14 protein-coding genes are annotated in these 15,610 nt (G+C 43.5%); 6 read left to right on the top strand and 8 right to left on the bottom strand.

Annotated elements, in window-relative coordinates:
• Nucleotides 1-88 precede the first annotated feature (88 nt).
• The gene (locus tag NAF19_RS00255) at nt 89-601 is read left to right on the top strand and encodes a hypothetical protein (RefSeq protein WP_252787727.1); all 513 of its coding nucleotides are present in this window, start codon (nt 89-91) and stop codon (nt 599-601) included.
• Complete coding sequence (locus tag NAF19_RS00250; RefSeq protein WP_252787726.1) at nt 598-1,638, top strand: patatin-like phospholipase family protein; 1,041 nt, start codon at nt 598-600, stop codon at nt 1,636-1,638. The genes NAF19_RS00255 and NAF19_RS00250 overlap by 4 nt, the downstream gene beginning before the upstream one ends.
• Nucleotides 1,639-1,837: 199 nt before the next feature.
• On the opposite strand, the gene NAF19_RS00245 is transcribed toward NAF19_RS00250, so the two are convergent.
• The 3 genes from NAF19_RS00245 to NAF19_RS00235 form a co-directional block, all read right to left on the bottom strand.
• Nucleotides 1,838-3,733 carry a PAS domain-containing sensor histidine kinase gene (locus NAF19_RS00245; protein ID WP_252787725.1) on the bottom strand — a complete coding sequence of 632 codons (1,896 nt, stop codon included), beginning with the start codon at nt 3,731-3,733 and terminating at the stop codon, nt 1,838-1,840.
• A gap of 142 nt (nt 3,734-3,875) precedes the next feature.
• A complete protein-coding gene (locus tag NAF19_RS00240) occupies nt 3,876-4,376 on the bottom strand; it encodes a cupin domain-containing protein (RefSeq protein WP_252787724.1) in 501 nt (166 codons plus the stop codon).
• 84 nt (nt 4,377-4,460) lie between these two features.
• Nucleotides 4,461-5,546: a hypothetical protein gene (locus NAF19_RS00235; protein WP_252787723.1), complete on the bottom strand. Its 1,086-nt coding sequence runs from the start codon at nt 5,544-5,546 to the stop codon at nt 4,461-4,463.
• 361 nt (nt 5,547-5,907) lie between these two features.
• Between NAF19_RS00235 and NAF19_RS00230 the strand changes: the two genes are divergently transcribed.
• Nucleotides 5,908-6,714 carry a helix-turn-helix domain-containing protein gene (locus tag NAF19_RS00230; protein ID WP_252787722.1) on the top strand — a complete coding sequence of 269 codons (807 nt, stop codon included), beginning with the start codon at nt 5,908-5,910 and terminating at the stop codon, nt 6,712-6,714.
• A 152-nt stretch (nt 6,715-6,866) separates the two neighbouring features.
• The gene (locus NAF19_RS00225) at nt 6,867-7,826 is read left to right on the top strand and encodes a nitrilase family protein (protein ID WP_252787721.1); all 960 of its coding nucleotides are present in this window, start codon (nt 6,867-6,869) and stop codon (nt 7,824-7,826) included.
• A 58-nt stretch (nt 7,827-7,884) separates the two neighbouring features.
• Here the strand turns inward: NAF19_RS00225 and NAF19_RS00220 are convergent, their stop codons facing one another.
• Both NAF19_RS00220 and NAF19_RS00215 read right to left on the bottom strand, forming a co-directional pair.
• A complete protein-coding gene (locus NAF19_RS00220; protein WP_252787720.1) occupies nt 7,885-8,694 on the bottom strand; it encodes a nitrilase-related carbon-nitrogen hydrolase in 810 nt (269 codons plus the stop codon).
• Between the two features lie 36 nt (nt 8,695-8,730).
• Entirely contained in the window at nt 8,731-9,345 is a 615-nt protein-coding gene (locus tag NAF19_RS00215; protein WP_252787719.1) for a hypothetical protein, read from the bottom strand.
• A gap of 649 nt (nt 9,346-9,994) precedes the next feature.
• Between NAF19_RS00215 and NAF19_RS00210 the strand changes: the two genes are divergently transcribed.
• Together NAF19_RS00210 and NAF19_RS00205 are read left to right on the top strand one after the other, a co-directional pair.
• Nucleotides 9,995-11,611, top strand: coding sequence for an AAA family ATPase (locus NAF19_RS00210; RefSeq protein WP_252787718.1), 1,617 nt, complete (start codon nt 9,995-9,997; stop codon nt 11,609-11,611).
• Nucleotides 11,612-11,804: 193 nt separating this feature from the next.
• On the top strand, nt 11,805-12,122 hold the full coding sequence (locus NAF19_RS00205) for a hypothetical protein (RefSeq protein ID WP_252787717.1): 318 nt from the start codon (nt 11,805-11,807) through the stop codon (nt 12,120-12,122).
• Between the two features lie 2 nt (nt 12,123-12,124).
• On the opposite strand, the gene NAF19_RS00200 is transcribed toward NAF19_RS00205, so the two are convergent.
• The 3 genes from NAF19_RS00200 to NAF19_RS00190 all read right to left on the bottom strand — a co-directional run bounded on the left by NAF19_RS00200 (nt 12,125) and on the right by NAF19_RS00190 (nt 15,305).
• On the bottom strand, nt 12,125-14,737 hold the full coding sequence (locus NAF19_RS00200) for an AAA family ATPase (protein WP_252787716.1): 2,613 nt from the start codon (nt 14,735-14,737) through the stop codon (nt 12,125-12,127).
• Nucleotides 14,738-14,928: 191 nt separating this feature from the next.
• Nucleotides 14,929-15,165 carry a hypothetical protein gene (locus NAF19_RS00195; protein ID WP_252787715.1) on the bottom strand — a complete coding sequence of 79 codons (237 nt, stop codon included), beginning with the start codon at nt 15,163-15,165 and terminating at the stop codon, nt 14,929-14,931.
• A complete protein-coding gene (locus NAF19_RS00190; RefSeq protein ID WP_252788579.1) occupies nt 15,162-15,305 on the bottom strand; it encodes a hypothetical protein in 144 nt (47 codons plus the stop codon). The genes NAF19_RS00195 and NAF19_RS00190 overlap by 4 nt, the downstream gene beginning before the upstream one ends.
• Nucleotides 15,306-15,610: the final 305 nt, after the last annotated feature.

Genomic DNA, 15,610 nt, shown 5'->3' with positions numbered 1-15,610 from the left:
GACAAACCATTAATTAAAAAATAAAATATGGATGGTATTGTAAGTTAAATAATTGTTACCTACATTTATTTAACTAAACTTTAATCCTATGAAAGCATTTAGCCTGGCACTCCTGCTGCTTTTATTTTCCATTCGTTTATTGGCCCAGGATCCTGAATTTCCGAAGGAGTTTATTATGCATTTAAAACTGCATAGTGGTATGGTGACCACCTTTAACGGCAATACGCCGGATCTTTATACCGGCGGGATCCAACTGGTTTCTCAGTATACCTTTGTAACCAACTTGATTAGGGGAGGTGTGATAGCCGATGGGTTTTATACCGACAAAAAGTTGCAGGGTGCGTTCGGCCCAACGGTATCCATAAAATTAACAACACTTAAAGCCGAGCCATTTGGCAGTTTGGGCAACATCAATCTCAGTATCGACCATTTATGGGGTACGGGCAGGCAGCGTTTGCTGGGCGGCGGCATAAATGCCGACATTGGTAACCTGGTGGTTTTAGGAATAACCTTGCACCGGGACTATGGCCTGCACGACTGGTGGCTGCAGAGTTCGCTGGGATTCCGTATCAGTAAAAAAACTAAAATTAAACCTATATGAGCAGGGCCTTAGTTATTAGCGGCGGCGGTTCGAAGGGAGCCTTTGCTGTGGGTATTGTAAAAAGATTATTGGAGAATTATCCCAATCTTAAGTTTGATATGTATGTGGGCACCAGCACGGGCTCATTAATAGTGCCGCTGCTGGCGATGAACGAAATGGCGCTGCTGGAGGAAATTTACACCACGCAAACCACAAAGGATATCGTGCTGCAAAACAGGCTGGGCGACAGGATAGGGGATGAGTCGATTTTTGATGCCACACCCTTATGGAACACATTGGGAAAGAATTATACCGATGACCGTTACAACACCCTGTTGGCAAGCGGCAAGCGCCTGTTTATCAATACCACCTGCATGCAATCGGGCGAGTTAGTGGTATTTACAACGGATACTGCACCAATTGAACCCGATAATTACCAAATAAAAACCATGGTAGATGCCAATCATTTTCGCCGGGCGGTAATGGCTTCGGCGTGCCAGCCCGTGTTTATGCAGCCTATCACAGTAAACAGGGATGTGCCCGGTGACCCCAACCCAACCTTCCAGTTTGTTGATGGCGGCGTTAAGCAGTACGTGGGCATAGAAATGGCAATAGATAACGGTGCGACCGAAATTTTTACCATATTGCTGTCGCCCGAGGAGGATGCCGTCGACAATGTTAGCTACGGGGACCTGTTTGGCATCTTGCAAAAAACTATCGGAATTTTTTCGGACGGTGTGGCCAAGGATGATTTGATTATCCCGCAGCAATACAACACAGCCCTAACTTATATCGAGGCCGTAAAATCGAAAATGAAAGCCGGCGGCATAAGCAGTGATGCGGTAGATGAATACTTTAATATCCCCGAGGTAAAGAACCCTTACCAGGGTAAACAGCCAATAAAGTTTTTCACCTTCCAGCCGACTGCGCCATTGGGTGGTGGTCCGGGCGGATTGACTTTTGATCCTGTTGAAATGAGGGGCATGCTTGAAAAAGGAGTGGCTGCAGCAAATGAGTTTATTGCAACTGTGAATCCTGCGGATATTACGTGGGGGTAGTGCGAATGAATGGACATTAATCTATGTAGCCGTAGAGAAGTGATGCTTCGCGTCTCCTGCGTGCAAATAAATTTTCGCAATGGGTGTGAGATGTAATTAAGTTACGTGATACCTGTCCTTCGTCAGACGCGAAGCATCGCGTCTACGGCGTAACTAAACTATTTATCCAGACACCCAGTCAAGAAGAGACGACCAATAACTATTCGCCCGGCAATTCAATCTCAAACTCCGTTCCTTCGCCGGGTGCGCTTTTTACTGTAATTTTGCCCTTCATGGTTTCTATCTGCGTTTTCACCATAAAAAGCCCAAGACCTTTGCCTTCCACGTGGCTATGAAAACGTTTGTAAAGGCCAAATAAATCGCCGCCCTTCGCCGCTAAATCAATGCCCAGCCCATTATCCTTAAATTTCAGTATTAATTTATTGCCGTTCTGCGTGCTACTGATTTCAATAACCAGGGGCTCATTTTCGCGGTTGTATTTAATGCTGTTTGATATAAGATTTAAAAATATACTGTAGATAAACGACTTGATCGACCTAATCTCTGTTACCCCGAATGTGGTTTTTATTGTTGCGCCCGCCTGTGTTACTATCGTATTCAGGCTGCTTTTAACATCGCTAAAAACCTCGTAAAGCTTTACTGTTTCTTTCTTCTCGTTCAGTTCGTTTTTTGATTGCAGAATGGTGTGCAGGTCGGTAATTACATCATCAAGCTTGGTTATAGACCGCGAGAGGCCCCGTACGGCTATTTCCTTATCATCAGCATCAAGTTCTTCATCCTTCAGCATTTCGGCGCAACCCATAATATTTGCCACCGGCGACCGTAAGTTGTGCGATATAATATACGTAAACTGCTCCAGGTTTTTGTTTTGCTGTATCAGGTCTTCAATCAGTTGTGTCCGTTCAGTTTCGTAGTTTTTGCGGGCAGTAAGATCCTGCATTGCACCCACCATGCGTAGCGGTATGTTGTCTTTATCGTGTATTATGTAGCCCCTGTCGTAAACATAAGCCATGGTACCATCAGCTTTGGCGTAGCGATATTCTTCTTCCCAAATTTGGCTGCTTTTGTTTGTTATCGAAAACTGTATACTGTTAACTACCCGGTCGACATCGTCGGGGTGGATTTTGTTTTTCCACTCAATATAGTCGCCTTCCATTTGTCCAAGTTTGTAACCAAACACCTTTTCGTAGCCCTCGCCCCATTGTATATGGTATGTTTTTAAATCCATATCCCATATAGCGTCATGGGTGGCCTTTACAACGTAGTTAAAGCGTTCGTTGCTGGCGAGCAGCTTATCGTTGATTATCTTTAAATTTTCCTGGTATAAAAACTGGTTAGTTATATCGCGGTCGACAACCAAACTACCAATAATTTCACCTTTTTCGTCTTTTATAGGCGAGGCTGAAATCGACAAATAAATGTTGCCTTTTTCAGGGTTCTTAATTAAGTAAATCTCATCCTTGATTTTTTCGCCGTGCAATGCCCTAACAATTGGTAACTTACCGTTCGGCACCAAAGAGTCTCCATCCTGTTGATATATATTAAACTTTTTCGACCAGTCATATGTTTTGGAGTCCACGGGTCCGCTACCAAGCAAGCCAATCATCGCCTGGTTGAATATCAAAAAATGCCCTTCCTTGTCTGTAACCGCGAGGCCGTCGTTAGTGTTGTTAACTACGGCATTCAATAGCTGTTGCCGGGTAAATATTTCTTTTTCAGTAGCACGCCGCTCGGTTATATCAATTAAATTAACACAGGTACGTGGCTCACCGTTATCGTCCTTAAAAACCACTGCCGACATTTCGCAAGGGAAACGTTCGCCATTTTTCCTGATACCGATGGCCTCTCCTTTGGCAGCGCCATCACGGTCCCTGGTTTGTAAAAATAAAAGAAAGTTGGGGTCGGCCAATTCAAACAGGCCGAATCGTCCTATCTTTTTGAATTCATCGGTGGTGTAGCCAAAAATATCGCTGGCGGCCTTGTTAACATCCAAAATAGTACCATTGGGGATGGTGAAAAATACGGCACTAAGCGAATTGTCAAAAATTGCTTTATAGTAGTTGTTACTGTTGGTGATATTCTCGGCTGGCGGCATACTTAGGTTAGTAATTAATAAATGCCTGTAAAGCGCAAACTTGCGATAAGGCGCTCAAAACCTTTAATTAAAAATTAAACATGTTTTAAAGTGCTAATATAAACCATTTTATTACAAGAAATGGGACGTCACTACCCGGTATTTAGCCTAAAAAATCGGGCGGGTACACCTTTTGACCGTATTTTTCGACAATGTTTACTAGCTTTTTAATGCTGTCTTCGTCCATTGGTGGTGGCGGCAGGAAAGTGCCGGCGTCAACCGGTTTACCGATTTCTAAAAACATTTCTTCCAGCCCGGCCGGCGTAACAGTACAAAGTAAGTGCGCTAATGTATCCGTTTTGTTTTTAAAACAGTGCACAATGCCACCTTTGGGTATGTTCACTAAAGCGCCCTTTTTCGCAATATAAGTACCCGCTTGTGATTTTACCTCAACTTCGCCGTCAATCACATAAAACGATTCATCGAAACCTGCATGGGCGTGAGGGCCGGGGCCTCCATTGGGTGGCACCAGCATATCAATAACGGCAAAGGCGCCGTTTGTTTGTTTACCGCTTATCAAAATGCGGTAATTATCGCCAACTACCGACAGTGTTTGCCCGTCGGTTGGGTTAATGGTAATGGGAGGGGCTTTTAAGGGTTCCATAATTTGTTCAGTTAGTTCAAGGCAACTGTCAATTTTCGGACCAGTAATAGCAACAGTAAGGTCGCCGATGTTTGTGGGGGTCCGTCAAACAGTGATGCCGGGTTTTAAACGCTGTTTTTTGATGGCAAATGGCGGTCGTAAGAGCCAGCTTTTATTGTTTTGCTTACGGGCTACCAGCCAATAAAAAAAGAAGGCGGCGGCCGCTCCGGCCAATAGCTCGGTGCCCCAGAGTGGCAGCGTACCCCGCAGGTTGATCAGTAAGCCTTCGCTGCCGGATTTGCCAAAGCCAAGTAAAGCTGGTATACGGAACCAATAGTAACACGATACACCCGCGGCGGCAAAAAAATTCACCAGTTTTTTTTCGAATTTCCGGTTTATAATGGCGTTTGAGATTAAAAAAACAGTGAGTGTAAACGCTAAGCCAATAAGCGGCATTTTATAGACCGCCACAAATAGAATATTTAAACCTGCTTTTTGTTCATCATGCACCTGGAACCATCCCCATATAAAGCCCGGCAGCCCACCCGTAATTAAAAACATGCTTAGTCGTTGGTAAATGGTTTTGCCTGACGACACGGGGTGAGTGGTAACCGTAGAATCGGGACAGGGAACTACGCAGTTCATGCAGTTGGTACAGTGTGCATTGGGCACCGCCATTAGCACATTACCGCCATATAACTTTTCAACGGGATGTATAGGACAGAGGCCGGAGCACCATACACTTTTCCATTCGTAAAATAGCCCGGATACAATGCCTACCAAAACCAATGTCATAATCAACGAGGCCGTGGCAACGCCGCTGGTGTTAAAAATGGCATGCCGCAATGGCACAATAGCAAATAATGCAATTACCCCCAACAGATTTAAAATCCCTGATTGTTTTGCAGTTAACTTTTTGCCTTTTGATAACCCCATATGCCGGGGTAACAGGTTTGTAGTTGCCAGTGGGCAAATGTTACGCCACAGGCCGGTAAATACCACCAGCAAAGCGGGTGCTACGGGTATAAGTATGTTCCAAAATAACAAAAGACCGATCCGCGGATAAAAAAGCAGGCAGTATAAAATGCAGGCACCAACTAACCAAACACTGATTTGGGCAACACGCCAGGCAAATAATGAGCGAACAGATAAACGGTAACCTTTTTTTGGATTAACTATAGTTTGGGACATAAAAAACAGTAACGGCGGCCAAAGTATAAGTTTAGATTAAGGTATAAAATGACGAACATCACATACCGGCAAGTGGCCTTTTGTTTTCCAAAATGTTTGCTCGTTTGCTTTATTAAATTATACCAGTATTATTTGCCGGGCGGCTGGTTCAATTGTCGGTTTCTTCCAATGCGGGTGGTTGTTTAGTTAATAGTTTTGCAGATATTTAACGCCGGGCAAATGCCGTGCAACTATGTTAACCAAAGTTTTGGGCTTTTATAAACAAGCTTACCGGGGGCTCTCGCAACTTTTTTTCTTGGCTCTTTAATCTTGGCTCTTGACTCTGAAAAATTGACTATCTTTATAAAGCAAACCGCGCCATATGCAATTGCCACCGACAGCAGCACTGTCATCCATCGTAAAGCACTATTTAATTTTAGAGAGCGACCGGAACATTCATTCAAACTACCGTTTGTTTTCGGATGGTAACCCCGGCATTGTATTTCATTATAAAAATCAGTTTAAGCAGCTTTATCATAATGATGTAGCGCAACAAACGCAGCCACGCAGTTTTGTATATGGGCAAATAACCCATTATTACGATTTGCAGGCGACTGGTAGCCTGGGTATGGTGGTAGTGGTTTTGCATCCATACAGTATCAACGCATTATTTAAGGTATCGGCAGATGAGTTGAATAACAGCACCATCAACCTTATTGATTTTTATGGTAGCGAGGTGCACGAGATTGAAGCTCAAATACAGAGCGCCAAATGCAGCCATGAAATAATCGCCGTTATTGAAAAATTCCTTTTGAAAAAAATGACTGCTGCATACCCTACCGAAGCAGCCTTTAACCAGGCCATCAGCCTGATTTATCAGCACAAGGGCATTGTAACAGTTGAGGGCTTGTTGAAAATAATCCCCGTTACCGAGCGGCAACTGCAGCGCAAATTCAAACATTATATTGGTATCAACCCCAAAAAGTTTGCGGACGTTATTAAACTGCAGCATTTTTTAAAGCTGCTTAAAAACCACCCACCCGACGACAAACTGGCAGCTATTGTTTACGACAGCGGCTATTACGACCAGGCGCATCTAAATAACTGGTTTAAAAAAAGCTCAGGCGTTACGCCATTACAATACCGCAGCAACAGCAATTTGCTCGCTATTAATTTTATGCAGATGTAGGGGAGGAGTCTTAAGTCGGGAGTCTTAAGTCAAAAGTGAATATTCGACTTAGGACTTTCGACTAAAGACTTTCGACTTTTTTCAAAACGTCGGTTTCTTCCAAGTATCCCCACGTCGCAATGGGTAGTTTTGACTAACATTAAACAAAACACATGGAAATCATCAAAATTGCTACCGCCCAGTTTGAGCATAAAAGCGGCGACAAAATCTATAACCTTTCAGTTATTAAGAGGCTGGCCCGGCAGGCAAGCGCGGCGGGGGCAAACGTTATTGCCTTTCACGAATGCTGCATAACGGGTTACACCTTCGCACGAGGACTTTCAAAAGCCCAAATGCTGGAGCTTGCGGAAGAACTGACCGACAGCCCCAGTGTTGAAGCACTGCGGCAAATTGCGGCCGAATTTGATATTACCATATTGGCGGGCCTCTTCGAAAAGGATGCTGAGGGTAACCTGTACAAACCCTACATATGCGTTGATAAAACCGGACTGGCGGCAAGCCACCGCAAGCTGCATCCGTTTATAAATACACACCTGGTTCCAGGCGACAGCTATACAGTTTTTGATTTGTACGGATGGAAATGTGGCATACTGATTTGCTACGATAACAACGTGATCGAAAACGTAAGGGCAACGGCACTGCTTGGCGCCGATATTATTTTTATGCCCCATGTTACCATGTGCACACCATCAACCCGGCCGGGTGCTGGTTTTGTTGATGCCAGATTGTGGAAAGACAAGGAAGCTAATGCCCAGATTCTGCGCGCCGAATTTGATGGCCCCAAAGGTCGCGAATGGTTAATGAAATGGTTGCCCGCGCGCGCTTACGACAATGCGATATACGCCATATTTGCCAATGCCATCGGTATGGACCACGATCAACTGAAAAACGGCTGCTCCATGATTATCGACCCATTTGGTGAAATTATGGCCGAATGCCGCACCATGGACAATAGTTTTGTTATAGCCGAAATAACCGCTGATAAATTAACCCGGGCCGGGGGCTACCGCTATAGAAAAGCCCGCAGGCCCGATTTGTATAAGGACATTATTGGTAAAGCGCATAAAAGCGAGCAGAAGGTAGTTTGGCTGGATATGGGGAAGGAAGGATAGGGCCACAGCCTGCGGCTGTATTATAGTCTCAAATATGGTTAAAGGGTATTTTATCACATCAACCCAAATAATACTCCGGCCTGCGATCGTTCAACAAATCGTTATAAGCGTTAAAAAATTTGTCCCTGGTTAGTAAAGGATCTATTTCGAGACTTGTTACACGCTGTTCAGTTTTGTCAGCCTGTTCAATGGGTTCGCCGGTGAAGTTATAAACTACCGAGCCGCCGGTAAAGGTTAATGATTGTGTGCTGCCGTCGTTCATCTGCCGGGTTTCGGTGCCGCAGCGGTTGGCAACGGCTACATAAACTTTATTTTCCAAAGCCCGCGCAGCCATACCAATTCCCCACACATTCGACACCAGGTTCGACGGACAGGCTATGATATCCGCGCCCAGCAGGGCCAGACTGCGGGCAGCTTCGGGGTACCGCCAGTCGTTGCAGACCATCACGCCCACTTTACAATCCTTTAGCGGGTGGTCGACGATAAAAAATCCCGAATTACCTTCGCTAAAACATACCTTTTCGCGGAAGAACAGGTGGGTTTTACGGTACACCTTCAGTTCCCCGCCGGGCAAAGCAATCAATGCCGAATTGTACACGTTTTCGCCATCCCGCTCGGCAAAGCCGGCTATCACCATAGCTTTATGTTCGTTAGCCAGTTGTTTAAAAAAAGCAATGCTTTCGCCATCCAGCCTTTCGGCAGCGGCCAGTGCTTCTGCCTGGTTTAAAAAGGAGTAACCCGTAGTGCAAAGCTCGGGCAGGAGGATGATATCTGTTTCAACACCCTGCAGCAAACCGGCTATGTGCTGCAGGTTTTTAGCGGGGGCGCCAAATTCGGGGGTAAATTGCACAAGGCTGATCTTTAGCATAGGGGTTAATTAAATGGAATGTAAAAGTATTATTTTCTACCCATCATTAACAACCTTGCGCCGCTTCCATATCCTAAAGTTTAGCGTAAATGTTTTCTTTTGTATAAGCGTGCGCCAGTCGATAAACAAAACCGCGCCCAAAAAAAGCAGCCAAACAATCAAACTCGCAATCGATTTCCACGAAACGGTATCGAACATTGTATTGATGTGCTCCGAGGCATACTTACCTAAATTTACGGTAATAGCGTCGCTGGTGAATTTGCCCACAAAAAATGCCGGGATAATATACAGCGGGCGGATTTTTGCAATGCCGCCCGCCAGGAACAGCGGTGTTGTGGGCAGGGGCAATAAGGAATAAGCAACAATACCCATTTGCCCTTTCCAGCCCTTTTCCTTCATTTTTTCACCAAGGAACTGGATGTCCTCATTCTTTGATTTTTTAAAGATGCCACCAGCCAGCAGCGGGATATAAAGCGTAAGTACATACCTGCCTAAAATTGAACCCGCAACGCCAATTATAATAACCGTCCAGATGTTTAACCCATACATTATTTGGAAAAAGATCATAATAGTGAAAGCGGGCGGGAACGGAATGGCCACCACATCAAATATAAACGACCCCAAAAAAACCAAAGCGTACTGCCACCACATATTTATTAATTTTCGATAACCGGGTTAATAACGGAAATTGGAACCGTTTTTTAACGAAGGTACAACCACGGGCGGATTAGTTAAGTGACGGGCATCATTTAAGCCGTTGAGGTACGTCACAAAATAAACTTTAATGATTTTAACCGTCCGCGTGGGGGTAAAATAGCCGGATAACCACCCGCCATGCGTTCCATTTTTCCGCAGAACGGGATGGAACACCATGAAACATGCTGATTATCAGTTAATTGATATTTTATCAAAATGTAAGTATCTGATAACCAATTGTTATGTAATTTTGCGTTTTGGGATGTGTTGCTGTAATTTGTTTATAATCAGGGTGTTCCGCTTTTTTGAGTTGACAGAAATTGCGCCTTTGTTGGTGTTTTCACCATTCTAACCCTGTCTTGTCGGTGACAACACAAACAAGGGCGAACATTTAACCACAAAGACACTGAGAAAAAAACGCCGAGGTCACTGAGCCGTTAAATTCATTTTCTTACCGCCTTCTTTTCCATCTCTGTGCGCTCTGTGCATCCTCCGTATCTCCTATGGTTAAATTTCACGCCTACAAATCGCCCCAAGTACTGACAAAACAGTGTCAGCACTTTAACCAAAACAACCCCTTAAATTTGTTGTAATCACTATCCCCATGCAAACCAACCCACTATCCGAACGCCCGCCCATCATTGAACAATTGCGCGCCGAAGGCCGCGGACTGCCGTACCGCCCCGCCAGGAGAAAATCACGCCCCGAACCCGCGCGACCCAGTCCCGACGACATTCGCCGCATGTTTACCATCGAAAACGGCAACCGCTGGCTGGAACTCGCCCGGCGCGAACCCGAAGCCAAAATGCTGCTGGGCGAGCTTTGGCACCAGGGCGAATTGTGTATGCTGTTCGCCGATACCAACATCGGCAAATCCATCCTGGCTGTGCAGATCGGCGAAAGCATTGCCCGTGGACAAAGCATTGCACCTTTCACCTGCCAGGCGCCGCCCGCCCGTGTGCTCTACATCGATTTCGAGCTAAGCAAAGCCCAGTTCGGCTTGCGTTACAGCCGGGGCGAAGAAGACTATAAATTTTCGGATAATTTTTTCCGTGCCCAGTATAATTTCATCCCCGACCCGCCGCCCAATGTCAACGAAAACGAGCTGCTCATTGCCGCAATCGAATATAAAGTAAACCAGGCGAAGGCCACCGTGCTGATAATCGACAATATTACCTGCCTGCGTGGCGGCACTGAAAATTCGGCGGTGGCGCTTGCGTTGATGAAAAGCCTCAAAGCGTTAAAAACCGAACACAACCTGTCCATACTCGTACTGGCGCATACCCCAAAACGCCGGAACGCCACCCAACCCATCAGCGCAGACGACCTGCACGGCAGCAAGCTGCTCATCAACTTTGCCGACAGCGCCTTCGCCATCGGCAAAAGCACCGCCGACACTGATCTTTGCTACCTCAAGCAAATCAAACAGCGCAATACCCGCCAACGCTACGGCCACGACAATGTAGCCCTGTGCAGCATCCAAAAGCCCGGCACGTTTTTGCATTTTGAGTTTGAAGGCTACAGCCCCGAACGCCACCACCTGCTCACCCGCACCGCCGCAGACCGCCAACACCTGGCCAATAAAATAGCCGCCCTCGCCGCCGACGGCCACAGCCAGCGCGAAATAAGCGACCAGTTGGGCGTAGGCCTGGCTACGGTAAACCGGCTGCTTCGATATTCCAATCCATTGTTGACCAATGACGTAGAAAAAGCGGCCACCCTGTGCGATTCCCTCCCAGGGGAGGGCAGGGAGGGGTTTTCGCAGCCAGGAATTATATATGAAGAAAGGCCTGCTGCGGAGTACACAACCACACAAGACATACAACCAGCACTAATGACCAACGACCAAAAAAAATATCCGGATGAAAAAGCGGCAGCCCCGTGCGATTCCCTCCCGGGGGAGGGTAGGGAGGGGTTTCCGGAGCCGGGGATTACGTATGAACAAGGGCCTTATGGGGAGCACACAACCGCGCAGGTTATACAGTCCCCGCCAATAATTAGTCACGTATTGACCAATGACCAAGAAAAGCCACCCCCACATTTAAAGCTCAACCCCGATTGGGACCGCAAAACATCTACAATTGATAAAATGCTCAGCCCAGAACTGGTGGCTCAAATATTAGGGACGACGGCGCGCGACAATCGCATCCGGCAAAAAGGGAGTGATAACTTTAACGAACCAAATGTGCCGGCGAATACCAAAACAAATGATGGCGGTTAATAATGCAATAAGTGTTATGCACGGTGGAAACTATTAGCAGCGGGAGGCTTAATGGAGACAAAGTCTCCAGGCATAGTCGTCCTTAGTTTGGAAACTACGGACAGCGGGAGAAAAGTTATTTACTAATTTATTTAGTAAATAATTGTAAATGCTAATTTATTTAGTATTTTTGAATTGATTAAAAATATATTGAATGAATACTTTTAATATAAAAACAGTGATAAAAGGGCTCGAAACCGATGTTGTAGTTAAAGAGCCACTTAAATGGGACATGCCAGAATTTCTAATTTCTTTTAAAAACCGATTTGTAGAAGATAGCTTTTTTATAAGGCTCGATAACGGTTTGTGGCAAAATGCAGTTTCGAAAGAGCCGCAAGCCCTTAATACTATTAACAATAATTCGAGCCACAGTTTAGAACCACTAGAGGTAGAAGCAATAGGTCTTGAAATTGCAAAATGTTGGATCGAAAGATTATATAACTGCCTTGATATTTTCGAACGATTATTTTAGAACTACTTTGAAGGTTTGGCTGTGACTTTGGCCCTTATTGCATTATACCGCTGAATTTCCTCATTTAAATTATCAAGTTCTGGCTTTTGATAAGGATAACCGTCACTATGCGAATGACCCTCCATATATTTACAACAATTATAGAAACCAGTTGAAATTTCGTCTCTGACAGTGACGTCAAAGTTTACATTTTTTAAAGTGTCAACACTTACTCTTTCATTAAATCGCTGAACAACGTTTTTAAAAAGGCCATTAATTACCAGCACCTCATAGCACGTTCTCAAACTAGTAAAACCATCCCTAATATGCGATTCTCTATCTTTCGCGGTACAATCTATCTTTTTAGCGGATTGGTAGTGATTTAAAGGAATGTTGTTGTTTCTATATTCTTTTTCATATGACGGTGCATTTTCTAGGGATATATAACCTGGCTTACCATCACGTTTTTCAATCCAGTGGCAAAGATGCTTTTTACCACCATCCTCACAACTAGTAATTAACTGAGAGACGAAAACCAGATCGTGTGTGAAAACTATCACTTGCCGCGACAACGATTCTTCAATCAATCGTTCTGATATCTTGCCTTTTCTTTTTTCATCCAGGGAGTTTACAGGATCATCAAAAATAATGCCTCTATTAACCCCTGATAAAATCGTTTCAGATAAAAAATCAGCAAGCGATATGACTTTCTGCTCACCTTCACTTAATACCTCCGAAGGTTGTTTCCCTTTTATAAATAATTGCCGATATGAAGTTCCGGCTGAAGCGGTGTGGTTGATACTTATTCCAAAATCTCCGTTTAGCTTGATACACTCTTCGTTAAATTTATCGATATAAGCTTGATTAAAATACATTCCAGATAGCTCTTTTTCTTTGTTAGTTATATCTCGTTTGGCAATTTTACTCTTTGCTTTTTGCGCTTTACTAACCCAATCCATTTCTGAAATTGTTGTTTGAATTGTCGAAATATGATCGTTTAATTTTTCTTTATGATTAAAGAATGTTATCCTTTGCTGAAGTTCTAAAATGTCTTTGGAAACATCCGACTTTTGTAAACTTAGTATTCGTTGGTCCAGATCATTAATAATGTCATCTAATATGGTCGTATCTAACTGAACTTCTTTTAAATACGATATCGTCTTTGTATTTAACGCGGCAATCAACGCACCACGCAATTTTACTTGATTTTGAAGCAATTCAACAATAGTTTTGAGTTCAGACGATTTATTTTCTAATAGCCACTTATGTAGAATATTAGAGTCGGGCAATAGATTTAACTCTAAGTTGTGCAACATAGTTTTTGATTGGTCTAACGCATTTTGCGCCTCTTTGCTATCTTGCTCCGCTTTGCTTTTGATAAATGACCAATACGCAGAAATTAATGTAATTGCTTCAGGCGACAAAGGTTGCTGGCACAACAAACAGATATCAGTTTGCTGGGGATAGGATGTATTCTCTTGTTGCAATCGCGCAAAGTTATCTGCCGCAATTATGAAGTTTTTCCACTCCAAGCCCCCTACATCTTTTATTAAATTTGATTTAAATTGATCGATATTGTTATTTGCAGCGAGTTGTTCCTTAGCTATGCAATCATTTATTTTTTCTCCGGCTTTAGTTATTTGATCATTAGTGAAATAGCGATTAACATTATTAAATGAGGCTTTTAGATTCACAAGTAACGATTTGTAGTGACCTAAATCTTGTATTTCTTTGTCTTTTTTTAAAGCAATTAATCGGGCTTTTTTTTCCTCAAGAATGATCCTTCCATCTTTGTCGTCGGTCGTGAAAGGGATGTAAGATTTAAAATGTTCAATTTTTGACTTGGAGGACAGTTGAGTGATAATATTTTTTATCTCAGAATCTCCGTCAAAGAAAACCGACACGTCCGGGAATTTAGAATGTTGGCCTATGTCCTCATGTATTAACTCCTCTAACCTTTTGTACCCTTCAATAAGTTCAGCAAAAAAAGACAAACCTGATGGACGAAATTCAAATTGATTTTTAAGGTCTAAATGAGCGTGAACCGCTTTTTCATCAAATACCGAAAATTGCTTAAATTCAGAGTTAGAACAATCGCCAGGGTAGTCTAGCACATAGTTTTGTTCATTTGACAAAAAGTTGAACTTGGCTTTTTTGTCAAGCACAGTAGATTCATGGACATTTGGTAAAATCGTTTTATCGCCTTTAGTTATAAATACATTATTCAATAAACGAATATAACCAGACTTCCCGGATCCATTAGAGCCATAAATTATTGTAAGATTGGGGCAAAATTCAAGCGTTTGATCGGAAACAAGCGCGTTAATTCCCTCTACGCCGAAAAGTTTAAGTAATTGAAGATCATTCTTATAAAGACCCGAGTTGCTCTTGCAAATTATGCTTATTTGGGGTCTTTCAGTTTTTTCAAGTAACCCTGAATCCTCTAATAGAAAGCCATAGGCTACTTGATAATCTGCCTCCGAAACTGAGTCGCCCGACAATATTTTTTCCGACAAATATTGAGCCCAATATGGTAGTTCTGAAGTGAAATCTAAAATATCAGTTTCAAGAGTTCTAATTTTAAGTTGTGTTTCGTTGGTTTTACTAGAATCTTCTTCATTATTTTCGATATCCATAATATGACAAGTAAGGTTTATAAAGCTACTTTAATTTATTGTGATTATTTGAGATATTTTTTTAGGTAACTAGGCTATGCAGCGAAAACCAAAACCCCCTGCTCCCGCTAGCGTTTTTCTTTTTTACGCTGCCGCCCCGATTTATCGGGGTGGCCCGCTGACAAGTAACAAAGCGACAGGTAGCAAACTATTTAATCAATTATCACCTTTACCAATCCCTTTATCCCGCAATAATCACGCGCGCTACTGTATAAATATTCAAAGTCGTTTTCAACAAAGCCGGCTTCTACAGGCTTATTATGCGTATAATCAACTTTTTGCTGAAAAACCGCTTCGGTCCATAATTCAATCGACTGGTTGTGTTGCTGCCAAAACTGATTTTTTGAATTGTTTGAGTTAGCTACCCCTGCTTTTTTAAAGGAATTCAACAGCCATTCGCGCCGGCTTTCCTGTTGATTTTCTTCAATAAGTTTATCAGCTTTCGTGATCTATATGATTTAAACCCGCCGATCAAATCTTCCGGTTTTTCGGTTGCCGACCGGAAAACTAAATGAATATGGCTGGGCATTATGCACCAGGCATATATTTCCATTCCCTTTTTATCTACGCATTGGTTCAGGCTTTCAACTATGCAATCAAATTATAACCTGCGCACAAACACATCAACCCAAAATACGGTGGCAAAACTTACAAAATATATCCCCTCCGGGTTAGGGAATTTATAGTTACGGCTCAGGCTTTAAAGCTACAAATTCTGTGTCATAAAAATAGTCCGCTTTGATTGTAAAGCGGGCTACCCGGATGATGTTAAGAACGCTGGCTACCTGTCAGCGGGCCACAAGCGAGGACGCTTGCGGCAGCGAAGAGGCGGCT

The sequence above is a fragment of the Mucilaginibacter flavidus genome, assembly GCF_024055575.1.
Lineage (GTDB): Bacteria > Bacteroidota > Bacteroidia > Sphingobacteriales > Sphingobacteriaceae > Mucilaginibacter > Mucilaginibacter flavidus.
This window is presented reverse-complemented; position numbering and strand designations above follow the sequence as displayed.